The following is a 21,845-nucleotide window of genomic DNA, read 5'->3' on the forward strand; positions in this document are numbered from 1 at the left end:
GGACATGAACGATCACGATGGTAGCGCAGGCCTGCTCGGTGCCGCCGAACCCGCCCCGGCATACCGGACCGGCGAGCACGCGCGCTCACGCTGGCTGCTGACCGGCGATCACGCCGGCTTGCACGTGCCATCGCAGCTGGGCGATCTGGGACTGCCGCAGGCTGACTGGCAACGCCACATCGCCTGCGACATCGGCGTGCAAGGCTTGGGCGATGCCTTGGCGGCGCAGCTCGACGCCACGTTCATCGCACAGCGCTATTCGCGTCTGGTGATCGACTGCAATCGTGATCCGGCCAGCGACGGCTCGATCGTCGAATCCAGCGACGGCAGCATCATTCCCGGCAACGTCGGCCTGGATGCCGCGCAGCGCCTCGCGCGCCGACGCGCGATCTACGACCCCTATCACGCGTGCATCGAGCAGACCTTGGCGCAGCGCGCGCATCGGGGCCAACCCAGTTGGCTGCTGCTGCTCCACAGCTTCACTCCGCTGCTGCAATCGCAGCGGCGACCCTGGCATCTGGGGCTGCTGTATCACCGTGACGCGCGGCTCGCGCTGGCGCTCAAAGCGAGTCTGCAGGCGCTACCGCAGACGCCCGTCGACGCGCTGTGCATCGGCGATAACGAGCCGTATTCCGGTGCAGACGGCACGGACGTTGCGCTGAATCGGTATGGTGAGGCGCTGGGCCTGCCCTACGTCGAGTTGGAGATTCGTCAGGACCTGATCGCAACGCCGGCGCAGCAACACCAATGGGCTCGCTTTCTTGCGGATGCTCTGCGCGATCTGACGTTGCGTCCGCTACCCGATCGCTGAGCGTTATCGCGCCAACACGGCCGCGCCGCTGCGCCTGCTTTAAGTTCACGGCAAGCCGCCGTGGGCTACACCGCTCACAGATCGCGCCACCCCGCGCGCAGGGATACCCGAGATGCTGATCCGTGTGGGCTTTGAAATGGCGTTCGACTGTCCGCAGCCGACGCCGATGATCCTGACCCTGAACGTGCATGCCTGCCGCAGCGGCGACCTTCAGGAGCCCGATCGATTGCAGACGCAGCCGGCCGTTCCGTTGGAGCAGTACCACGACGCGTACGGCAACTTCTGTACGCGGCTGGTCGCGCCTCAAGGGGCGTTTCAGATCAGTTCGGACACCGTGGTGATCGACAGCGGCCTGCCGGAGCCCGAATACCCTAGTGCGCGCGAAGTTCCGGTCAACGAGTTGCCGAACGACACGCTGGTCTACCTGCTGCCGAGCCGCTATTGCGAGAGTGATCTGCTGCTGCCGGTCGCCTGGCAGTTGTTCGGCTCGGTATCACCGGGCTGGTGGCGCGTGCAGGCCGTGTGCGATTGGGTGCACCAACATCTGAGCTTTGGGTACGCCTATGCGCGACCGACGAAAACCGCGTTCGAGGCCTACAACGAAAAGCTCGGCGTGTGCCGCGACTATGCGCATCTGGCGATCGCGATGCTGCGCGCCTTGAACATACCGGCGCGCTACTGCACGACCTATCTAGGTGACATCGGCGTACCCAAAGTCGATGCGCCGATGGATTTCGCCGGTTGCCTGGAGGCCTATGTCGGCGACGCCTGGCACTTCTTCGACCCCAGAAACGGAGCGCGCAGGATCGGCCGCATTCCGATCGCCCGCGGCCGCGACGCCGCCGACGTGGCGATCTCGACGTCGTACGGCCCGACCACGCTGCTCCGCTTCAAGGTCTGGACCGACGAAGTCGGCTGAGATCGGCCTGCAGGCGCCAAATCAGGCCGCTGCGATCCGCGCGACCAGCGCATCGGTGAACACGCGCGTGCTGGCGCTGCCGCCCAGATCGCCGGTGCGCACCTTGTCGAGGTTGACGGTCTGATCAATCGCGGTCCGCAGGCGCGTGGCCTTGTCGTGCAGCTTGACGTGGTCGAGCATCATGGCCGCGCCGAGCATCAGCGCGATCGGGTTGGCGATGCCCTTGCCGGCGATGTCCGGTGCCGAACCGTGCACGGCTTCGAAGATCGCCGCATCAGCGCCAATGTTGGCACCCGGCGCCATGCCCAAGCCGCCGACGAGGCCGGCGCACAAGTCGGAGATGATGTCGCCGAACAGATTGGTCGTGACCAGCGTGTCGAACTGCCACGGATTGATCACCAGCTTCATCGTGCAGGCATCGACGATCGCCTCGTCCATCAGAATCCGGCCTTCATACTTGCTCTTGTAGAGCTTGCGCGCTTCATCGAGAAAGATGCCGGTCAGCGCCTTCATGATGTTGGCCTTGTGCACCACGGTGACTTTCTTGCGGCCAAGCGCGATCGCGTTTTCGAATGCGTACTCGAGCAGTCGGCGCGAACCCTGGCGGGTATTGACGCCGGTGGCGATCGCGACGGCCTCGGGATCACCGTCCATCGGAATGAAGTGCTCGTAGCCCATGTACAAGCCTTCGACGTTTTCGCGGAACACCATCAGATCCACGTTCTCGTAGCGGCCGCCCGGGATGATCGTTTTGGTCGGACGCACGTTGGCGTACAGCTTGAACGCTTCGCGCAAGCGCACGTTGCTGCTGCGATAGCCACCGCCGGATGGCGTTTCCAGCGGACCCTTCAGCGCCAGCCGGGTGCTGCGGATCGACTCCATCGTCGCTGGTGGCAGCGCATCGCCGGTGGTCTGCATGGCGGCCAGGCCAGCGGTCTGGACGTCCCATTCGAACGGCGCCTGCAGCGCTTCGAGCGCCTTGAGCGTTGCTTCCATGATTTCCGGGCCGATACCGTCGCCGGGGATCAAAGTGGCGCGAATGGGAGTGTTCGTCATAGGGTTTTCCGTCCGTAGGTCGTATACAAGCTCGCCACTCTAGCGCCGAAACGCGCCGTAATCGAAGGGGATTTTCCGATGCGTGCCATCCATTTTCTAGGCATTGCGATGCTGTCGGCCGCCATCATCGGCTGCCAGACGCACCCGGCGCTTGCGCCCGGCAGCGCCGCACCACAACCGCCCGCCAGCAGCAGCGCGGTGCTCGCCGCCAGCACGGCGGCCGACTGGCGCGAGGTGCCGCCCGAGCAATTGCTGGTGATGACGCTGGCCGGAGGCGGCCGCGTGCTGATGGAACTGGCGCCGGAGTTTGCCCCGCTGCATGCGGACAACATCCGTCAGCTGGCGCGCAGCGGCTATTACGACGGCCTGGCGATCCTGCGCGTGCAGGACAACTACGTCGTGCAATGGGGCGATCCGAACGAACAGCAGCCGCGTAGCGTCGGTGCTGCACAGCGCACGCTGCCAGGGGAATTCAGTCGCCCGATCGCCGGGCTCGCCGAGTTCACACCGCTGCCCGATGGCGATGTGTATGCCGCACAAGTCGGGCACAGCGGTGGATTTGCAGCCGCACGCGACCCGGCGCGGGGACAAGCTTGGCTGGCCCATTGCTACGGCGCGCTTGGCGTTGGTCGCGGCATGGGCGCCGACAGCGGCGGCGGCCCGGAGCTGTACGTGGTGATCGGCCACGCACCGCGCCACCTCGACCGCAACATCACGCTGGCCGGACGCGTGCTGCAGGGCATGGATCAGCTGACCGCGCTGCCGCGTGGCACCGGCCCGCTGGGCTTTTACGAAAAGCCGGATCAGTACGTGACGATCGCGAGCATCCGCGCCGCAGCGGATCTGCCGACGTCCGAACGCCCTGCGTTGCAGGTGCTGCGCACCAATACGCCGCTGTGGGCAGCCTACGTCGACACCCGGCGCAACCGACGTGACCCCTGGTTCATCGAAGCCACCGGTCACGTCGACCTGTGCAATGTCGGCGTGCCGGTGCGCCAGACACCGCGCGGTTAGCGCGGTTAGGGCCGTCAGCGACTCGCGGCCGGCGTCAGGCCGCGACGCTCCAGCAGCGGCTCGATGATCGGATCGCGGCCGCGAAAGTCGCGGTACAACTGCATCGCCTCGACGCTGCCGCCGCGCGACAGCAAGCGCTCGCGATACCAGTCGCCGTTCTCGCGCTTGAGGCCACCGTTCTCCTTGAACCAGTTGTCGGTATCGGCAACCAGCACCTCGCTCCAGATGTAGGAGTAGTAGCCGGCCGAATAGCCACCGGAGAACGTGTGCGAGAAGTAGGTCGTGCGATAGCGCGGCGGCACCGGTGCATAGTCGACGCCGGCATTGGCCAAGGCACGCTGTTCAAATGCGGCAACGTCGGAAACGCGCGCTTGCTCCGGCGACAGCTGGTGCCAGACCTGATCGAGCAATGACGCGGACAGATACTCGGTGGTCGCAAAGCCCTGGTTGAACTTTTCGGCCGCCTGGATCTTGGCCACCAGTGCCAGCGGCATCGGCTCGCCGGTCTGGTAGTGCTTGGCGTAATTGGCCAGCACCTTGGGCCAGGTGGCCCACATCTCGTTGGCCTGCGACGGGTACTCGACAAAGTCGCGCGGCACGCTGGTGCCGGAAAACAGCGGGTAGCGCACGTTTGAGAACAAGCCGTGCAGCGCATGGCCGAACTCGTGGAACGTGGTCTGCACTTCGTCCGACGTCAGCAGCACTGGCTGACCGTCGGCCGGCTTGGTGATGTTCAAGTGGTTGGCGACCACCGGCTTGTAGCCGAACAGCGCGCTCTGGTCGACGTAGGAATTCATCCAGGCGCCGCCGCGCTTGGAGTCACGCTTGAACGGATCGAAGATGAAGATGCCGAGCGCCTTGCCGTCGTGGAAAACTTCGAACGTGCGGATGTCCGGGTGGTACTTGGGCAGATCGGTACGCTCCGAAAAGCTCAGGCCATACAACTCGTGAGCGGCATAAAACACGCCGTTCTCCAGCACGCTGCGCAGCTCGAAGTACGGCTTGATCTCGCTCTCGTCCAGATCGTAGCGCTGCTTGCGTACCGCCTCGGCGTAGTAGGCCCAGTCCCAGGCCGCCAGCTTGAAGCCGCCACGCTGCGCGTCAATGATCTTTTGCATGTCGGCCGCTTCGCGTCGTGCATTGCCGACCGCCGGCGCTGCCAGCTGCCCCAGCAGCTTGTTGACGGCGGCCGTGGTCTTGGCCGTGGTGTCTTCCAGCTGATACGCCGCGTGGCTCGGGTAGCCGAGCAAGTGGGCGCGATCCGCGCGGACTTGGACGATCGCCGCGACGACCGCCTTGTTGTCGGCGTCGTTGCCACGGTTGCCGCGTTCGATCGATGCCTTGTACAGCCGCTCGCGCAGCGCACGGTTCTTCAACACGGCCAGCGCCGGTTGGCCGCTGGTGTTCTGCAACTTGAGCACGAACTTGCCGTCGAGCCCCTTGGCCTTGGCGGCGGCAGCCGCCGCGGCAATGGCGCTGTCGTCCAATCCGTCGAGTTCGGCGCGCGTATCGACGACGACGGCCGAGTCGTTGGTTTCTTTGAGCACGTTCTGCTGGAACTGCGTGGTCAGCTTGGCCAGTTGCTCGTTGTAGGCCTTGAGCTTGTCCTTGTCGGCATCCGACAACTGCGCGCCGGCGCGGATGAAGTTGACGTAGTAACGCTCCAGCAAGCGCTGGCTCTCAGCGTCGAGGCCGAGCGTGGCACGCTGCTCGTACAGCGCACGCACGCGGCCAAACAGCCGGGCGTCGAGCACGATCGCATCGTTGTACGCCGACAGCTTGGGCGATACGTCGGCGTCGATGCGATCAAGCTCGTCGTTGGTGTGCGCGCTGGTCAAATTGAAAAACACGGCCGACACGCGGCCCAGCGTCTGACCGCTGCGCTCCATCGCGACGATCGTGTTGTCGAACGTCGGCGCCGCTGGATTGGCCGCGATGCGCTCGATCTCGGCACGCCCTTCGGCCATGCCGATCTCGAAGGCCGGCATGAAGTGTTCGTTGCGGAAGCGGTCGAACGGCGGGTAGTGGTACGGCAGCGTGCTCAGGCCCAGCAAGGGATTGGCCGTAGCAGCCTCGACGGCAACGGTAGAAGACGCATCGCGCGTGGACGGCATCGTGGCGGACTCGGTCGGGGGCGTCGGCTGGCTGGCGCAAGCGACAAGGCCGCCGGCCAGCAGCGTCGTCATCATCGGGTTTTTCATGGGTCCCTTGTTTTGATTTTGGGTGGACACGGGCTAGCCCGCAGCCGAGGGCGACATTAGCCGGTTGGAGGCCGACACCGCACGGCGATCACGGCCGGGAAAACCCCCAAGCGCGGCGTCATCCACCACTCAGACCGCAGGCGGACACGCTGGCGCTGCGCCCGGCGCCACCGTCGGTACCGCGCGCGAGACCGCATCGGCCAGTGCGTCGAGTGCGCGCTGATGCCCGGCGACCAGCGCATCAAAGCCGTCGGCGACCGGCTCGACACGGCGAAACGCGCACTGCAGCGTCGCGTCGCGTGTGGCGCCGCGCAACTGCCACTGGGCTTCGACCAGCGCGTAGCCACCCAGTACCGATTCGAACCGCGTGATCGCGACGCTCAGTCGCACGCCATCCGGGGCGGCGATGCCGGCCAGCCGCGCCGTCAAGCCGTTGCGGATCTCATCGGGCAGCGGGGCGATCCACTGCTGACCCTCGACCAAGGCGACGCGCTCGGCGCCTTGGCGCACGACCAGCTGCGGGTAGTCCGCAGCGGCCGGCACCTTGACCGCATCGACGTCAATCATCGAGGCCTGCTGCGGCAGCGCGCCCGCGTCCAGCGGACGCAGCAGCGTGTAGTAGCGAATCGGCGGCGCCGATGCGCAAGCCGCCAGCATGACGAGCAGCAAGGAAGCGGCAATCAGGCGGATGTTCATCAGGACTCCGGAACGACGGGTACGGTGCTGGTCGCGGGCAGCGCTGGGATGGCACCGGCCGGCGGCGCCGGATCAGGATCGCCATCCTTGCGGCCGCGCAGCAGCGATTCGGGATGGCGTTGCAGATAGTCGGCCAGCGTGCGTAGCGAGCGCGCCGCGCGGCCGACTTCGTCCATCGTGTCGCGCACATCGCTCTGCAGGCGGCTGTCGTCCGACAAGGCGTCACTGGCGGCACCGAGCGTGCGCTGCGCGTCCTGCACGGCCTTCTGCACCTCAGGCAACACCTGGCCGTCGAGCCGCTTCAGCAAGGCGTCGGCCGAGGTCAGCGTGCTGTTGAGGTTGTTACCGATCTGGTCGAACGGAATCGCATCGAGCTTGGTGACGATGTTGCTGATCTGCTCTTGAATCTGATCGAACTCGCCGCGAGAGGTCGGGATTTCGAGCGGAGACTGGTCGGCCGGCGGCACCACGCGAGCGCTCTTCGGGTCGAAGTCGAGCGCGATGAACAACTGGCCGGTGATCAGGTTGGCCGTGCGCAACTGTGCGCGCAGATTGCGCTCCACCAGCATCCGGAAGAAGGTATCGGCGGTCTTGGGCTCGCGCTTGGAATGACGCTGCCAACTGTCGAATGCACGGCCCATGCTGCGCGGGTAGACGTCGATGGCGACGTCGGTCCAGAAGTCGCGACGTTCACGGTCGAAGTCCAGCTCGAGCGACTTGACGCGGCCGATCTCGATCCCTTGAAACACCACCGGCGACCCGACCGTGAGCCCCCGTGTGCTCTGGTAAAAGCGCAGCCGCAACCGCACCGACTCGGCTTCCGATGGCGCTTGCGCTGCGGTGCGATCGTCGAACAGCGTGAACTGCGTGTTCTCCGGCGCCGGATCGCCCGGCTGGTCTTCCGGAAACGGCTGGAACGCGATGCCGCCGGCAATGACGGTGGCCAGCGATTGCGTGTTCAGCCTGAAGCCGCTGGCATCGACTTGGACATCCAGGCCGCTGGCATTCCAGAACCGGGCGTTGGTGGTCACGAACCGGTCGTAAGGCGCGTCGATGAACATCTGCAGCGTGACGCGCTTGCCATCGGCGTCGAGTGCGCGGTCGACGATATGACCGACCGCGATGCGCCGGTAGTAGACCGGCGAGCCAGCATCGAGCGAGCCCAGGTCGTTGGTTGTCAGCACAAAACGACGGCCCTGCTGGTCGTTGGTCACGCCCGGCGGCTTTTCCAGGCCGCGAAACTCGGTGCGTTCCTGCTTGGAATGGCCGACGTCGACGCCGATATAAGCGCCCGAAATCAGCGTGCCCAGGCCCGAAACGCCGCCGAGGCCGACGCGCGGCCGCACCACCCAGAAGCGCGAATCGTCGACCGCCGCGATCTGCGCGTCGCGAATCAGATCGACGTGCACGCGGACACCCTGGCCGTCATCAGTCAACTCGGTGCGTCGCACCTTGCCGATCGGTACTTCCTTGTACCGGACCTCGGTCTTGCCCGACTCAATGCCTTCGGCCGTCTTGAAGTCGATCACGATCGACGGACCCGAGCTCAGGTAGCTGCGCACGCCGAGCACGCCGGCTGCAATCGCCGCGATCAAGGGCACGACCCAGATCACCGAAACCGTCCAGCGACGCGGCGGACGCAGCGAGGGCTCGGGAAGATCGCTCAACAGATTCGGATCGGGTGGACTCATGTCAGGCCTGGTCAGGAGACGCCGGAGCAGCGTCGGCAGCAACAGCGTGAACCTCGTCGATGGGTGCGGCGGACGCGGCCGCCGGTGCCGCATCCCAGATCAGCCGCGGATCGAATCGGCGCGATGCCAGCATGGTCAGCACGACGACGGCACCGAACGCGACGGCGCCGGGACGCGGCGTAATGTCGGCCAGCGTTTGAAACCGCACCAGAGCGGCCATCAGCGCAACGACGAAGATATCGAGCATCGACCAGTGGCCGACGAACTCGATGATGCGGTAGATCCGTGCCCGGCCGCGACGCGCCCACGATGAGCGACGCTGCGCGGTGATCAGCAGCATCGCAAGCGTGGCGATCTTCACCAGCGGCACGACGATGCTGGCGACGAATACGATGATCGCCAGGTCGATCGACCCGGCCGTCCACAACTCGACGACGCCGCTGAGAATGGTGTCGTCGCGCGGTGCACCGCCAATCGTGCGGGTGCGCATGATCGGCAGCAGGTTAGCGGGAACATACAGAATGCTGGCGCTGATCAGCAGCGCCCAACTGCGGGAGTAGACATTGCGCTTGCGGTGGCGCAGCGGCGCAGCGCAGCGTGGGCACGGCGCACCTTCGCGCTCCGCACCGAGCTTGACCACCTGCCCGCAAGCACTGCAGGCGACGATGTTGAGCTCGGTGGCGGTGACGATGGGGCCGGATTCAGCCATCGCAGCGCTCCTGGGCGATATCCCATAACTGGTGCAGATCGAAGCTGTTGAGCAGCGTCAGCAGCACGGTCAGCAGCGCAAAGCCCCACATGCCGAGTTGCGGCGTCACCTCGGCCATTCCGGCCAGCTTGACCACGGCGACCAGCACGCCGAGCACGAACACTTCGACCATGCTCCAGGGCTGCATCGCGCGCAGCACGTGCATCGAGTATCGGAATCCAGCCGTCCGCAATCCCCAGCGCATCGGCAGCAGCACATGCAGGTACAGCAGGATCTGCAGCAACGGGAAGAAAAACACCGTCAATGCGGCCAGCAGCGCGACGAAGGCAACGCCGGTGTCGTACGTCGCCAGGATCGCGCCCCATAGCGTGGCCTCGCGCTCGGTGTTGGACACTTGCAAGGTGACGATCGGGAATACGTTGGCCAGCACCAGCACGATCAACGCGGTCAGTGCCAGCGCCAGCATCACGTCCAAGTCGAGCGGGCGGTTGCGGTACAGCGGCGCATCGCAGCGCGTACAGCGCGCCAGCACACCCGGCGCCAGCATCGGGCGTTGGAACACCGCGTCGCAGTGCTCGCAGATCACGATCGCGTGGTTCGCCATGGACTCAGTGCAGCCGCGCCGTTGCCAGGTGCAGGCCCTGACGCGCAAGCCAGGGCGGGATCAGCTCCAGCGAGTCGAACACCGCATCGGGAGGCGATTGCGCGAAGTCGGCGTCGCCACCATAGCCGTAACGCACGCCGACCACGCTCATGCCGGCGGCGCGTGCCGCGTCCACGTCGTGGCGCGAGTCGCCGACCATCAGGCATTGGCCGACGCTGACGCCGAAGTGCCGCGCCAGATGCAGCAGCGGCGCCGGGTCGGGTTTGCGCAGCGGCAGCGAGTCTCCACCGAGTACGGCGCCGAAGTACGGCTCGATGCCCATCGCGCGCAGCAGGGGCGCGACGAAGCGCTCGGGCTTGTTGGTGCAGACCGCCATCCGCGTGCCTTGTGAGGCCAGTGCGGCCAGCGCAGCGGCCACGCCGGGATACAGCACGGTCTCGCCGATCAAATGATTCGCGTAATGAACCATGAAACGCGCAAACGCCGCTTCAAAGTCGAAGTCAGGCGCCCCGCTGTCGATGCCGTGGTGCGCAAAAGCCTGCTGCAGCAGCCAGCGCGAGCCGCGCCCGATCCATGGCGCGACGACATCGCGCGCCACCGGCGGACGCTGATGCTCGGCCATCATCGCGTTGACGGCGTTGACCAGATCGGGCAGGGAGTCGACCAGCGTGCCGTCCAGATCGAAGATAATCAGCTGCATCGGATTCCTTTCTACTGATGTCTTGGTGCGGCGCCGTTTGCTGCCGTCACCCAGCTCACCGGAGCGCACTGCATTGCCTGGTCATCGCTCGTTTCGGTCGCTGCGCGGTGTCGCGCTGACGGCGCTGCTGCTGGCGCCGGCGGCGCAGGCGGACTTTACCGCGCTCAAGAGGCTGCAGGCTGAAGGCGCACAGGTCACTGCGTCCGTCTACGACCTCGACAACCGCAGTTTGGTGCAGACCCTGAACCCCGCGCAGCGGCTGGCGCCGGCATCGGTGACCAAGTTGGCGCTCGCCGCGGCGGCGCTCGATGCCTGGCCCGCCGACAAGGCGTTCCAGACGCGGCTGCTCGGCGCCGGCGCGATCCAGGATGGCACGCTCGCCGGCGATCTGGTGCTGCAGAGCGATGGCGACGCCACGCTCGACCAGCCGTCGCTGTGGCTCCTGGTGGCGCAACTGCGCGGCGCCGGCATCAACGCCGTCGGTGGCCGGCTGCTGGTCAACCCCTCATATGGCCCGCTGGCCTGCGACAACCTTGACCGCTGCCAGGCGCTGGAACGCAGCGACACCGCCTACAACGTACCGCTGGCCGGCATCGGCATCGACTACGGCACCTGGTGTACGCAGATCATCGCGGGCGTCGTCGGCAGCGAGGCGCAACTGCGAGGCTGCGGCACGTCGCGGCTGCCGCTGCCAGCCGACGGGGCGATTCGCACGGTTGCCGCCAGCGGCAAGAACCGTGTGTGGGTCGAGCGCGTCACCGTCGACGGCCGTGACCGGCTGCGGGTCGGCGGCACGATTCCGGCCGGCACCGAACAGCGCGTGTTCCGGGCGATGTCGAGCCCGGCACAGGGCACCGGCGAGACGCTGCGGCAAATGCTGGTGGAAGCCGGCATCCGCATAGGCGAGACGGTATCGATCGTCTACGGCCCGTTGCCGACGTCGTCGCGGGTCCTGGCCCAGACCGAAGGACTGGCACTGCGCGAACAGCTCGGCCGCATGCTGCGCTACTCCAACAACTACATCGCCGACCTGCTGACGCTGAACCTCGGCGCCGCGCGGCTGCCGCAGCCGCCAACGCAGCTCGGCGATGCCGCCAAGGCGCTGGCGGCGTTCGTCGCCAGCACGCGCGAGCCGGCGAGCAAGGGGGCGCCGGCGACCGCGCCGGCGCTATTCAGCGGCAGCGGGCTGACGCCGGAGAACGAGCTGTCGGCCGACGACTTGATCGGCCTGCTCGCGCATCAGTACCGCGACACGCGCAACTTCCCGGCGTTTTACGGTGCGCTGGTCGTGCCGCGGCAAGCTCCGTTCAACTTCGTTCGCCAAGGCAATGACGACTGGCTCGACCGGGTCACGCTGAAGACCGGGACGATGAACGTGCCGCGGTCGGTCTGCGGCATCGCCGGCTATCTGCGCAAGAAGAACGGCGGCTGGATGGCGTTTGCGGTCATCGTCAACGGCGGGCCGACGCGGCTGCAGATTCCGCTGCAGCAGGCCATGGACGCCGCGCGGCACGATATCCAGGACGTGTTGGCGCGCTACTGAGCTGCTGCGGCGCGTGGCGATGCGGCGTTAGCCGGGCTGATTGCGCATCCAGTCGGCGGTCTGCAGAAACGACTGCATCAGGCCCTGCGCCAGGTCGGGATCGAGATCGATCTCGACGATGGCATCGTACATGCAGCGCAACCATTGATCGCGTTCGGACAGGCCGATCGCATACGGCATGTGCCGGGCACGAAGGCGCGGGTGACCAAAGCGCTGTACGAACAGGTCGGGGCCGCCGGACCAGCCGCACAGGAACCAGAAAAACTTGTCGCGCGAGCCCTCCAGCGTCGGCGGATGCAGGTCGCGAATGCCTCGGTAATCGGCGTCGCGGTCCATCCGGTCATAAAATGCGTCGACCAAGCGCCGGATGCCGGCCTCCCCGCCCAGCCGGTCGAACAACGAGGCTGGGATCGGGTCACTACTGTCGGAACTGATTTGCATGATGCGTCCATGTTAAGCGGGTCGATCGATGTCTGAAGCCCCCTCCGTCTCCGGCGGCCCGCGCCGCGGGGCCCTGCTGTTCATCTTCTTCACGGTGCTACTCGACGTGCTCGGCCTGGGCTTGGTGATCCCGGTGCTGCCGAAGCTGATCGAATCGTTCTCCGGCGGCGACACCGCGCACGCGGCCAGCGTGATGGCCCTGTTCGGTACGGCGTGGGCGCTGATGCAGTTCGTGTTCTCGCCCCTGCTGGGCATGCTGTCCGACCGCTACGGCCGGCGCCCGGTGATTCTGCTGTCGTGCCTGGGCCTGGGCCTGGATTACGCGCTGATGGCACTGGCGCCGGATCTGACCTGGCTGTTCATCGGTCGTCTGATATCCGGCATCACCGCCGCCAACTTCGCAACCGCCGGCGCCTACATCGCCGATGTGACGCCTCCGGCACGGCGCGCCGCGGGCTACGGCGTGATCGGCGCCGGCTTCGGCCTGGGTTTCGTCGTCGGCCCGGCGGTCGGCGGCATGCTCGGCAGCCTCGACCCGCGACTGCCGTTCTGGATCGCATCGGCGCTGGCGCTGGCCAACTTCGGCTACGGCTTGTTGGTGCTGCCCGAATCGCTGCCGCCCGAGCGGCGCACCCCCCGTCTGGTGTGGCGCCGCGCCAACCCGGTCGGCGCGCTGCAGCTGCTGCGCTCGCACCCGGAATTGCTGGGCCTTGCCAGCGTCTATGGCCTGTTCCACCTGGCGCACCAAGTGTTTTCGAACACGTTCGTGCTCTACACCGGTTACCGGTACGGCTGGGACACCCACCACATCGGTTGGGCGCTGACCGCGGTCGGCGTCTGCGGCATCGTCGTGCAAGGGGGCCTGGTACGGCGCTGCGTGGCGCGATTCGGCGAGCGCCCGACCTTGTTCGCCGGGCTGGTCTGCGGCGTCGTCGGATTGACGCTGTGGGCCACGGCAGCAACACCGACGTTATTCTGGGCCGGCCTGCCGCTGATCTCGCTGATGGGCTTGTTCGGTCCAGCGGCTCAGGGCTTGATGACGCGCCACGTCGACGCCAGCGAACAGGGCCGACTGCAAGGCGCCAATGCCAGCCTGATGGGCATGGCCGGCATCGTCGGCCCGAGCTTGTTCAACCTCAGCTTCGCGCACTTCATCGCGCCCTCGCCGTTCCACGCGCCGTTTCCTGGCGCACCGTTCTGGCTGGCCGCCGTGCTACTCGGCGCCGGACTGCTGATCGCGGTGCAAATCACTCGCACCGCGTTGCGTGCCGAACAACCACAGGCCGCGACATGAGCGAGCTGACGCCAGTCCGGCTCGACAAATGGCTGTGGGCCGCGCGCTTCTACAAGACCCGCACACTGGCCCAGGAAGCAATCGACGGCGGCAAGGTCCGCTACGAGGGCGACCGCGCCAAGCCGGCCAAGAGCGTGGCGCTGAACGCGCACATCCGGCTGCGCCAGGGCTATGAAGAACTCGAAGTGGTCGTCAAAGGCCTATCGGATAAGCGCGGGTCGGCCACGATCGCACGACAGCTGTACGAGGAAACCGAAGCCAGCCGCGTCGCGCGCGAGCGTGCAGCCGAGCAGCGCCGCATCGAGAACGCGTCCTACAACTCGGTCAGGCCCGACAAGAAACAGCGCCGGCTGCTCGACAAGCTCAAGCGCACGCTGATCGACACCGGACAGGATTGAAGCTGCAACGACAAAGGCCGTCACTGGTGAGTGACGGCCTTTGAAGGCGGTTATTCCTTGCCGTACTGGAAGTGGAAGAGCCGGGCCTTCCCTGCCTGCTCGTCCGATTCCTCGCTACGCATCCCTGCGTAGTTACTCATGGCTTGAAACCGCGTCGCCAGCATCGCGCTGGACCGCTGAATTGGCGGTGAACGGCTTATAACTCGGAATTCTATCGTCAGCTGAATTCCGTCGGATTGATTGAGAGCGCAATACCCGAAGCCTAGAATGCGCGCCTCTTTCGCCATTCGCAGGCCGCCTGTGACCGCCCCAACAGCCGCCGCACCCGCATCATCGGCGGGCCGTGCCGTCGTCGATGCCGCGGGCATCCAGTTGCTCAACGACCAGTATCGACCGCTGGATTTCGAGGCGCGGATTCGTCGCCTCTACACCGACTTTGCCCCCGACAAGGTGTTGGTGACGTCGTCGTTCGCCGCAACCTCCGCCTACTTTCTTCACATCATCGCGACGATCCGGCCCGAGCAGGTCGTGCACTTCATCGATACCGGCTACCACTTCGCCGAGACACTGGAATACCGCCAGTACCTGATCGAGCGCTTCGGATTGAGCGTGGTCGATGTCCGCGCCGAAGACTGGCAGCATCAGTTCACGCGGGAAGAGCAGACCTGGAACAAGGACCCCGATTTCTGCTGCTCGGTCAACAAGGTCGAGCCGCTGGAGCAGGTCAAGACCCGCTATCAGGTCTGGGTGTCGAGCCTGATGCGCTGGCAGACCGAGCATCGCGCCGACCTCGACATCTTCGAAGTCAGGCGCGGCATCATCAAGTTCAATCCGATGATCGACGTGACCCAGGCCGAGCGCGACCAGTACATCCGCGAGCACGACCTGCCGTTCCACCCGCTGGTCGCAAAGGGCTATTCATCGATCGGCTGCCTGCATTGCACGGTGCCGGGCGACGGCCGCAGCGGCCGCTGGGTCGGCAAGCCCAAGACCGAGTGCGGCCTGCACTTGTAGCGTTCGGCGCGCAAGCAGAAGGCCTGCCGTTGGTCGGCTGTCGCAGTTATCTGAATGTGCGACCGGTCTAGCGCGGCCTAGCATCACTCCCAATCCCGACGATTGATCGGGTATAGGGAGGAATCGAACATGGACCAGTATCTAAGTCGCGCATGCGCGACTGTTGGGTGGATTGTGGCCGGCGTTGCGCTTTCGTTTTCCGCGTCGGCCAGCAACGCGCCGCTACAACAATTCAAGCAACTACCGCTGAACTTCGAAGCCAACACCGGCCAGCTCGATCCGTCGGTGGCCTTCGCCGCGCGCGGAGCCGGCTATGCGCTGCTGCTGACCGCCGATGGCCCGCAGCTGCAGCTGCAATACACGCAGGCCAGCGACGAAAAGCTCGCTGCAGGCAAACTGCCGCCGATCCAGACGACGACCCTGCGCACGCAGCTGGTCGGCGGCAATCGCGAGGCGAAAATCAGCGGTGAATCGCCGATCGCAAGCACCAGCCACTACCTGACCGGCAGCAGCAAGGCGAACTGGCACACCGACGTTCCGCATTACAGCCGCGTGCGCTACAGCGCGGTGTATCCAGGCATCGATCTGGTCTATCACGGCGACCAGCAGCAGATGGAGTACGACTTCGTCGTCGCACCGCATCGCGACCCGTCGACGATTGCGATGCGCTTCGACGGCAGCGCCGCGGCACCGCGCGTCGATGCTGACGGCAATCTGGTCATCGCCACAGCCGGCGGCGATCTGATCCAGCACAAGCCGGTGATTTACCAGCTGATCGACGGTCAGCGCCGCAGCATCGAAGGCGCGTATCGCGTGCAAGGCGAGCAGGTCGGATTCAGCGTCGGTACCTACGACCGCGACCGTGAGCTGGTGATCGATCCGCTGCTCGGCTACAAGCTCTACGTGCCCGGCATCAACGTGCTGCAGGCGACGAGCATCGCCGTCGGCGCCGACGGTTCGGCCTATATCGGCGGCTACGCACCGGCACTGCCCTACGTCAGCCAACTGCCGTTGCTCGGCGGCATCGCGGCGTCGGTGATCAAGTACGAAGCCTTTGTCGCCAAGCTCAATCCGGCCGGCAATACGCTGCTGTTCACGACGTTTCTCGGCGGCTCGCAGGACGACGAAGTCACCTCGATCGCACTGGACGGCAGCGGCAACGTGGTCGTCGCCGGCTATACGCGCTCAAACGAATTCCCGTTGATGAATCCGGTGCAGGCGACCAAGGGCGGCTACAGCGATGCATTCGTCGCCAAGATTGCAGCCGACGGCAAGCGTCTGCTGTATTCGACCTATCTGGGCGGCAATTCGGAGGACGCAGCCACCGCGCTGACCCTTGATACACAGGGCAACATCGTCGTCGCCGGCAACACATCCAGCGAGAACTTTCCGGTGGCGGGCGCATCCGACGCGGTGTTCAAGGGGGGTCAAGACCTATTCGTCGCCAAGATCGCGGCCGTTGATGGCAGCCTGCAATATTCGGGCTTCATCGGCGGCAGCAGCGCCGACGACGCGGCCGGGATTACCGTTGATGCCGCCGGCAATGCCTACATCGTCGGCAGCACCAGCTCGCGGAATTATCCGACACTCAACGCGTTCCAGACCGCGATCAAGCCGTTCGTGAACTGGCAGAACCAGAGCTATTACTACCCCGATGCGTTCCTGACCAAGCTCAACGCCGATGGCTCGGCGCTGGTCTACTCGACATTCCTCGGCGGAGACGTGAACGACGGTGCAACCGCTGTCGCCGTCGATGCCGCCGGCAGTGCCTATGTGGTCGGCATGACCGAATCGGGTGACTTTCCGGTCTTCAACGCGCTCCGCCCCACGCGCAACGGTTTCCGGGACGCCTTCGTCACCAAATTCAGTCCGGCCGGCGACACGCTGGTGTACTCGACCCATCTCGGCGGTTCGAGCTCGGAATTGATCACCGACATCAAGCTCGACGCCGGCAACGCGGCCTACCTGACGGGCTTTACTTATTCGTCAAACTTTCCGGTGGCGTCAGCGCTGCAGCCGTTCAATGGCGGCGGCGAGGACATCTTCGTCACCAAGCTGGCGGCGAACGGCCGGAGCCTGGTTTTTTCGACGTTTGTCGGCGCCGGCGGTGACGAGGCCGGTGTTCGTTTGGCGCTGGGCAGTGACGGCGCCGTTTATGTAACCGGCAACACCACGTCACGCAATTTCCCGGTGAAGAACCCGGTGCAGGGCGGCAGCTTCGGCGCCGGCGATGCGTATGCGTTCAAGCTCAGCTCCAATGCGCAGACACTGATGTATTCCACGTACATGGGTGAGACCAACATCTATCTGAACTATTCGCTGACCGGCTACACCGGCACCTCGCCGGAAGATCCGGCGTTGAACATCGCGGTGCCGTTTCGCGGCTTGATCGGCTGTACCTTGCGCGCGCTGCCGACCGACATCATCGGCGACCTTTCGGTGCTGTACAAAAACCGCATTCCCTGCGGCAGCGGCACGCCGCCGCCGTAATTCGGCACGCCGGCTTCCAACAAAAAGGCCCGCGAAAGCGGGCCTTTTTTTGTCGCATCGACCGTCAGGCGACCAGTTGCAGATTCGCCAGCCGCGCATACAGCCCGCCGCTCTTGAGCAACTCGGAAGGCGAGCCGATCTCGACGATACGGCCATGCTCGAGCACCACGATGCGATCGGCGCGCTGCACGGTCGACAGGCGGTGCGCAATGATCAGCGTGGTGCGGCCGCGCATCGCGGCTTCCAGTCCACGTCCGACCAGAATCTCGCTTTCGGCGTCGAGTGCGCTGGTGGCCTCATCAAGCAGCAGCAGCGGCGGATTGCGCAGGATCGCCCGGGCGATCGCAATGCGCTGACGTTGACCGCCCGACAGTCGCACGCCGCGTTCGCCGAGAAAGGTCTGGTATCCATCCGGTAAGCGGCGGATGAAGTCGTCGCACAGCGCAGCGCGTGCGGCTTCGATCACCTCCTCGTCGCTCGCATCGGCGCGTCCGTAGCGGATGTTTTCCATCGCATCGGCGGAGAAGATCACCGGTTCCTGCGACACCAGGCCGATCTGCGCCCGTAAGTCGCGCGGATCGAGATCGCGGATGTCGACGCCGTCGAAGCGGATCACGCCGCTGCCAACGTCATAGAAGCGCAGCAGCAGTTGGAACAAGGTGGTCTTGCCAGCGCCGCTGGGGCCGACCAGCGCAACCGTCTCGCCTTCACGGACATCGAGGCTGACGCCATCGAGCGCCAGCTGTGTGGGCCGCGACGGATAACGGAAGCCGACCGCGTCGAATTGCAGCCGAGCCTGACGCACGGCAGGCAGCCGCTGCGCATTCGCCGGGGCGGCGATCACCGGCACGGCGGCATACAGCTCCATCAGGCGCTCGGTGGCGCCAGCCGCGCGCATCACGTCGCCCCACACTTCGGCCAGCACGCCGACGCCGCCGGCAGCGAACACCGCGTACAAGATGAACGATGCCAGCTCGCCCGCGCTCATCGTGCCGGCACTGACCGACTTGGCACCCAGCCACAGCACGAACACGATCGCGCCAAACACGCCGCTGATGACGCCGGCGGTCATGCCCGCGCGCAAGCGCGTGCGGCGGATCGCCGACGCAAAGCTGTTCTCGACCGATGCGTCGAACCGACGCGTTTCCGCGTGCTCTTGGGTGAAGGCTTGAACCGTCGGAATCGCGTTCAGAATCTCGCCGGCCATTGCCGACGAATCGGCCACCCGGTCCTGCGATTCGCGCGACAGCTTGCGCACGCGCCGGCCGACCCAGACCAGCGGCAACACGACGACCACCAGCAGCACCACGGTGATCGCAAACAGCTTGAAGCTGGTGACTGCCAGCATCACCAAGCCGCCGATGAACTGCAGGAAACTGCGCAAGCCCATTGAGATCGACGAGCCGACGACGGTTTGGACCAGCGTCGTATCACCGGTCAGCCGCGACAGCACTTCACCGGTACGAGTGGTTTCGAAGTACTCGGGCGACTGCAGCAGCATCCGCTGGTAGACGCCGCTGCGCAGATCGGCCGTTACGCGCTCGCCGATCCAGCTGACCGTGTAATAGCGGGCCGCGACCGTCACGCCCCACAGCATCGCGATGCCGAACAGCGCCAGGAAGTGCCAGTCCACCGAGGCGCCGGCGACGAAGCCCTGGTCGATCAAGTCGCGAAACGCCAGTGGCACGGCCAACATCGTCAGCGAGCCGAGAATCAGCATCGTGAAAGCCAACGCGATCCGCCCACGGTACGGGCGAACGAATGGCAACAAGCCTTTGAGGGCGTTCAGACGGCGGGGCTTGGCGGCGCCGTCGGCGGGCGCAGGGCGATCCGCGTCCGGTGCGGGCGCGGCGACAGAATCACTCATGGAATTGAGACGATGGCGGAATCAGCCGCTAGCATACGCCCCTCTCCGCCGGCTCCGGCTCCGCTCTCGATCCCGACATGACCGCTGCCGCTGCCGATCGCCCCCTGGACCGCGCCGACTTGCGCACGCTGGGCCTGGCCGCACTCGGCGGCGCGCTGGAGTTCTACGACTTCGTCATCTTCGTGTTCTTTGCGGTGACGATCGGCACGCTGTTTTTTCCGCCCGACACGCCCGAATGGCTGCGCCAGCTGCAGACCTACGGCCTGTTTGCCGCCGGCTACCTGGCGCGTCCGATCGGCGGCATCGTGATGGCCCACTTCGGCGACCGCATCGGTCGCAAGAAGATGTTCACGCTGTCGGTGTTGCTGATGTCACTGCCAACGCTGGCACTGGGCCTGCTGCCGACCTACGCCACGGCCGGCTACGCGGCGCCGCTGATGCTGCTGGTGATGCGCCTGCTGCAAGGTGCCGCCATCGGCGGCGAGATTCCCGGCGCCTGGGTATTCGTGTCCGAGCACGTGCCGGCGCGACGCGTCGGTCTGGCTTGCAGCGTGCTGACCGCGGGGCTGACCGCCGGCATCCTGCTTGGCTCGCTGGTGGCCACGGCGATCAATTTGAGCTTTACCCCCCAACAGATCCTCGATCTGGCCTGGCGTCTGCCGTTCCTGCTCGGTGGCGTGTTCGGGCTGCTCGCTGTGTGGCTGCGCCGCTGGCTGCACGAGACGCCGGTGTTCGAAGCCATGCGCGCCCGCCAGCAGCTGTCGGCCGAGCTGCCGCTCAAAGCGGTGCTGCGCGACCACGGTGCCGCCGTGATCCGTGCGATGCTGATGACCTGGACACTGACGGCGGCGATCGTCGTCGTGATCCTGATGACGCCAACGCTGATCCAGAAGATGTTCGCGGTGCCGGCGGCCGAGGCGCTGCTGGCCAACAGCGTGGCCACGCTGACGTTGACGGTGGGCTGCGTGCTGTACGGCCTAGCCGCCGATCGGTTCGGCGGTGCGCGTGTGCTGGCGCTGGGTTGCCTGGCGCTACTGGCCAGCACCTATGCGCTGTACCACGGTCTGACGCTGCGCAGTGGCGCCCAAGCGGCGCCGCCGCTACTGGCCTTGTACGCGGTGACCGGTTTCTGCGTCGCCATCGTCGGCGTGATCCCCTCGCTGATCGTGCGCTCGTTCCCGGCGCCGGTGCGCTTCAGCGGCCTGTCGTTCTCGTACAACTTGTCGTATGCGCTGTTTGGCGGCATGACGCCGCTGATGGTGTCGCTGATGCTCAAGCTGAGCCCGCACTACGCACCGGCCCATTACGTCGGCGCGCTATGCCTGATGTGCGCCCTGCTCGCGATCACATTGCCGCGCAATGTGATGGCCGGTGACCCGGGTCGAGCCGCCGGGTTGACCGGCCGGGTGTAGCCGCTATTCTGCGCGGCCGCTGTTGGCGCTGTGGAGTGGCATGCCCGTGTGGTTCAAGAACCTTCAGTTGTACCGGCTCGACAAGGAATGGACGCTGCCCGCGGGAGAGCTGGAGGAAAAGCTGGCCGCACGCCCGCTGTTGCCATGCAGCGCGATGAGCCTGGAAAGCCGCGGCTGGGTGTCGCCGCGCGGTGACGAACAGCTGGTCTACGGTGTCGAAAAGCACTTGATGCTGGCGCTGGGCACCGAGCAGAAGCTGCTGCCGTCGTCCGTGGTCAATGACGCGGTCAAGCAGCGCGCCGCCGAGTTCGAGAAGGAAAAAGGCTTCAAGCCCGGCCGCAAGCAGCTGCGCGATTTCAAGGACATTGTCTCGGCCGAGCTGCTGCCGCGTGCGTTCAGCCGCCGCAACACGACCCGCGCCTGGATCGATCCAGTCGCGCAGCGCATCGTCGTCGACAGCAGCTCGCCGACCCGCGCCGAGCAGCTGATCGAACACCTGCGCGACACGCTCGGCGAGCTGTCGGTCTCGCTGCCGCAGACCGAGATTTCGCCCGGCCAGCGTCTGACCGAATGGCTGACCGCGCGCGCGGCGCCCGGCCATTTCGACCTCGGCGAGGAATGCGAGCTGACCGGCACCGACGCGGCCAAGTCGGTCGTGCGCTACCTGCGCCACTCGCTGGACGCCGAGCAGATTCGACGCCACCTCGACGAAGGCCTGAAGGCCAGCCGTCTGGCGCTGACCTGGAACGGTCGACTGGGCTTGGTCGTCAGCGACAAGCTGCAGATCAAGCGCGTCAAGTTCCTCGAAATGGACGAAGTCGAGGAAGGTGCGGCCGGCGTCGACCCCGAACGCGCATTCGAAGCCGAGTTTCTGCTGATGGCCGGCCAGTGCGGGCCGATGCTGGATGAACTGCTGACCTCGTTCGGCTTGCCGTCAGCGGCCTGACCGGATCGGCGGCGCCGGACGCGCGGCGCCGCTGGTTAG

19 protein-coding genes are annotated in these 21,845 nt (G+C 65.9%); 10 read left to right on the plus strand and 9 right to left on the minus strand.

The window, feature by feature from the left end; all coding sequences use genetic code 11:
- The first annotated feature begins 4 nt into the window (after positions 1 to 4).
- Both BUB09_RS01135 and BUB09_RS01140 read left to right on the plus strand, forming a co-directional pair.
- Entirely contained in the window at positions 5 to 811 is an 807-nt protein-coding gene (locus BUB09_RS01135; RefSeq protein WP_072892960.1) for an N-formylglutamate amidohydrolase, read from the plus strand.
- A 112-nt stretch (positions 812 to 923) separates the two neighbouring features.
- Positions 924 to 1,730, plus strand: a complete 807-nt coding sequence (locus BUB09_RS01140) for a transglutaminase-like domain-containing protein (RefSeq protein WP_072892963.1) — start codon at positions 924 to 926, stop codon at positions 1,728 to 1,730.
- Positions 1,731 to 1,751: 21 nt separating this feature from the next.
- Here the strand turns inward: BUB09_RS01140 and BUB09_RS01145 are convergent, their stop codons facing one another.
- Positions 1,752 to 2,786, minus strand: a complete 1,035-nt coding sequence (locus BUB09_RS01145) for an isocitrate/isopropylmalate dehydrogenase family protein (RefSeq protein WP_072892965.1) — start codon at positions 2,784 to 2,786, stop codon at positions 1,752 to 1,754.
- 78 nt (positions 2,787 to 2,864) lie between these two features.
- Between BUB09_RS01145 and BUB09_RS01150 the strand changes: the two genes are divergently transcribed.
- Entirely contained in the window at positions 2,865 to 3,800 is a 936-nt protein-coding gene (locus BUB09_RS01150; RefSeq protein ID WP_072892968.1) for a peptidylprolyl isomerase, read from the plus strand.
- A 14-nt stretch (positions 3,801 to 3,814) separates the two neighbouring features.
- Here the strand turns inward: BUB09_RS01150 and BUB09_RS01155 are convergent, their stop codons facing one another.
- The 6 genes from BUB09_RS01155 to BUB09_RS01180 all read right to left on the minus strand — a co-directional run bounded on the left by BUB09_RS01155 (position 3,815) and on the right by BUB09_RS01180 (position 10,401).
- Positions 3,815 to 6,001: a M3 family metallopeptidase gene (locus BUB09_RS01155; RefSeq protein WP_084083058.1), complete on the minus strand. Its 2,187-nt coding sequence runs from the start codon at positions 5,999 to 6,001 to the stop codon at positions 3,815 to 3,817.
- A 129-nt stretch (positions 6,002 to 6,130) separates the two neighbouring features.
- The gene (locus BUB09_RS01160) at positions 6,131 to 6,697 is read right to left on the minus strand and encodes a PqiC family protein (protein WP_072892970.1); all 567 of its coding nucleotides are present in this window, start codon (positions 6,695 to 6,697) and stop codon (positions 6,131 to 6,133) included.
- Positions 6,697 to 8,388 carry a PqiB family protein gene (locus BUB09_RS01165; RefSeq protein WP_072892974.1) on the minus strand — a complete coding sequence of 564 codons (1,692 nt, stop codon included), beginning with the start codon at positions 8,386 to 8,388 and terminating at the stop codon, positions 6,697 to 6,699. Before BUB09_RS01165 ends, BUB09_RS01160 begins: the two co-directional genes overlap by 1 nt.
- Position 8,389: 1 nt before the next feature.
- On the minus strand, positions 8,390 to 9,097 hold the full coding sequence (locus BUB09_RS01170) for a paraquat-inducible protein A (protein ID WP_072892977.1): 708 nt from the start codon (positions 9,095 to 9,097) through the stop codon (positions 8,390 to 8,392).
- Entirely contained in the window at positions 9,090 to 9,701 is a 612-nt protein-coding gene (locus BUB09_RS01175) for a paraquat-inducible protein A (protein WP_072892980.1), read from the minus strand. The genes BUB09_RS01170 and BUB09_RS01175 overlap by 8 nt, the downstream gene beginning before the upstream one ends.
- A gap of 4 nt (positions 9,702 to 9,705) precedes the next feature.
- Complete coding sequence (locus BUB09_RS01180) at positions 9,706 to 10,401, minus strand: phosphoglycolate phosphatase (protein WP_072892981.1); 696 nt, start codon at positions 10,399 to 10,401, stop codon at positions 9,706 to 9,708.
- Positions 10,402 to 10,426: 25 nt separating this feature from the next.
- Between BUB09_RS01180 and dacB the strand changes: the two genes are divergently transcribed.
- A complete protein-coding gene (gene dacB / locus BUB09_RS01185; protein ID WP_175550076.1) occupies positions 10,427 to 11,944 on the plus strand; it encodes a D-alanyl-D-alanine carboxypeptidase/D-alanyl-D-alanine endopeptidase in 1,518 nt (505 codons plus the stop codon).
- 27 nt (positions 11,945 to 11,971) lie between these two features.
- Here the strand turns inward: dacB and BUB09_RS01190 are convergent, their stop codons facing one another.
- Positions 11,972 to 12,385 (minus strand): group II truncated hemoglobin, encoded by a 414-nt coding sequence (locus BUB09_RS01190; protein ID WP_072892986.1) that lies wholly within the window; start codon positions 12,383 to 12,385, stop codon positions 11,972 to 11,974.
- A gap of 28 nt (positions 12,386 to 12,413) precedes the next feature.
- Between BUB09_RS01190 and BUB09_RS01195 the strand changes: the two genes are divergently transcribed.
- The 4 genes from BUB09_RS01195 (at position 12,414) to BUB09_RS01215 (ending at position 17,581) form a co-directional block, all read left to right on the plus strand.
- Positions 12,414 to 13,679 carry a TCR/Tet family MFS transporter gene (locus tag BUB09_RS01195; RefSeq protein WP_072892988.1) on the plus strand — a complete coding sequence of 422 codons (1,266 nt, stop codon included), beginning with the start codon at positions 12,414 to 12,416 and terminating at the stop codon, positions 13,677 to 13,679.
- Positions 13,676 to 14,077: an RNA-binding S4 domain-containing protein gene (locus BUB09_RS01200; RefSeq protein WP_072892990.1), complete on the plus strand. Its 402-nt coding sequence runs from the start codon at positions 13,676 to 13,678 to the stop codon at positions 14,075 to 14,077. The genes BUB09_RS01195 and BUB09_RS01200 overlap by 4 nt, the downstream gene beginning before the upstream one ends.
- Positions 14,078 to 14,377: 300 nt before the next feature.
- Entirely contained in the window at positions 14,378 to 15,091 is a 714-nt protein-coding gene (locus BUB09_RS01210; RefSeq protein WP_072892994.1) for a phosphoadenylyl-sulfate reductase, read from the plus strand.
- 129 nt (positions 15,092 to 15,220) lie between these two features.
- Complete coding sequence (locus BUB09_RS01215) at positions 15,221 to 17,581, plus strand: DUF7948 domain-containing protein (protein ID WP_084083061.1); 2,361 nt, start codon at positions 15,221 to 15,223, stop codon at positions 17,579 to 17,581.
- A 64-nt stretch (positions 17,582 to 17,645) separates the two neighbouring features.
- Here BUB09_RS01215 and BUB09_RS01220 read toward each other — a convergent pair whose 3' ends face one another.
- Positions 17,646 to 19,448 (minus strand): ABC transporter transmembrane domain-containing protein, encoded by a 1,803-nt coding sequence (locus BUB09_RS01220; protein WP_084083062.1) that lies wholly within the window; start codon positions 19,446 to 19,448, stop codon positions 17,646 to 17,648.
- Positions 19,449 to 19,525: 77 nt separating this feature from the next.
- Between BUB09_RS01220 and BUB09_RS01225 the strand changes: the two genes are divergently transcribed.
- Complete coding sequence (locus tag BUB09_RS01225; protein ID WP_072892998.1) at positions 19,526 to 20,860, plus strand: MFS transporter; 1,335 nt, start codon at positions 19,526 to 19,528, stop codon at positions 20,858 to 20,860.
- Between the two features lie 40 nt (positions 20,861 to 20,900).
- Positions 20,901 to 21,806 (plus strand): recombination-associated protein RdgC, encoded by a 906-nt coding sequence (locus BUB09_RS01230; RefSeq protein ID WP_245793052.1) that lies wholly within the window; start codon positions 20,901 to 20,903, stop codon positions 21,804 to 21,806.
- The last annotated feature ends 39 nt before the right edge of the window (positions 21,807 to 21,845 follow it).

Origin of the sequence: Hydrocarboniphaga daqingensis (assembly GCF_900129825.1) — a bacterium.
GTDB lineage: Bacteria > Pseudomonadota > Gammaproteobacteria > Nevskiales > Nevskiaceae > Hydrocarboniphaga > Hydrocarboniphaga daqingensis.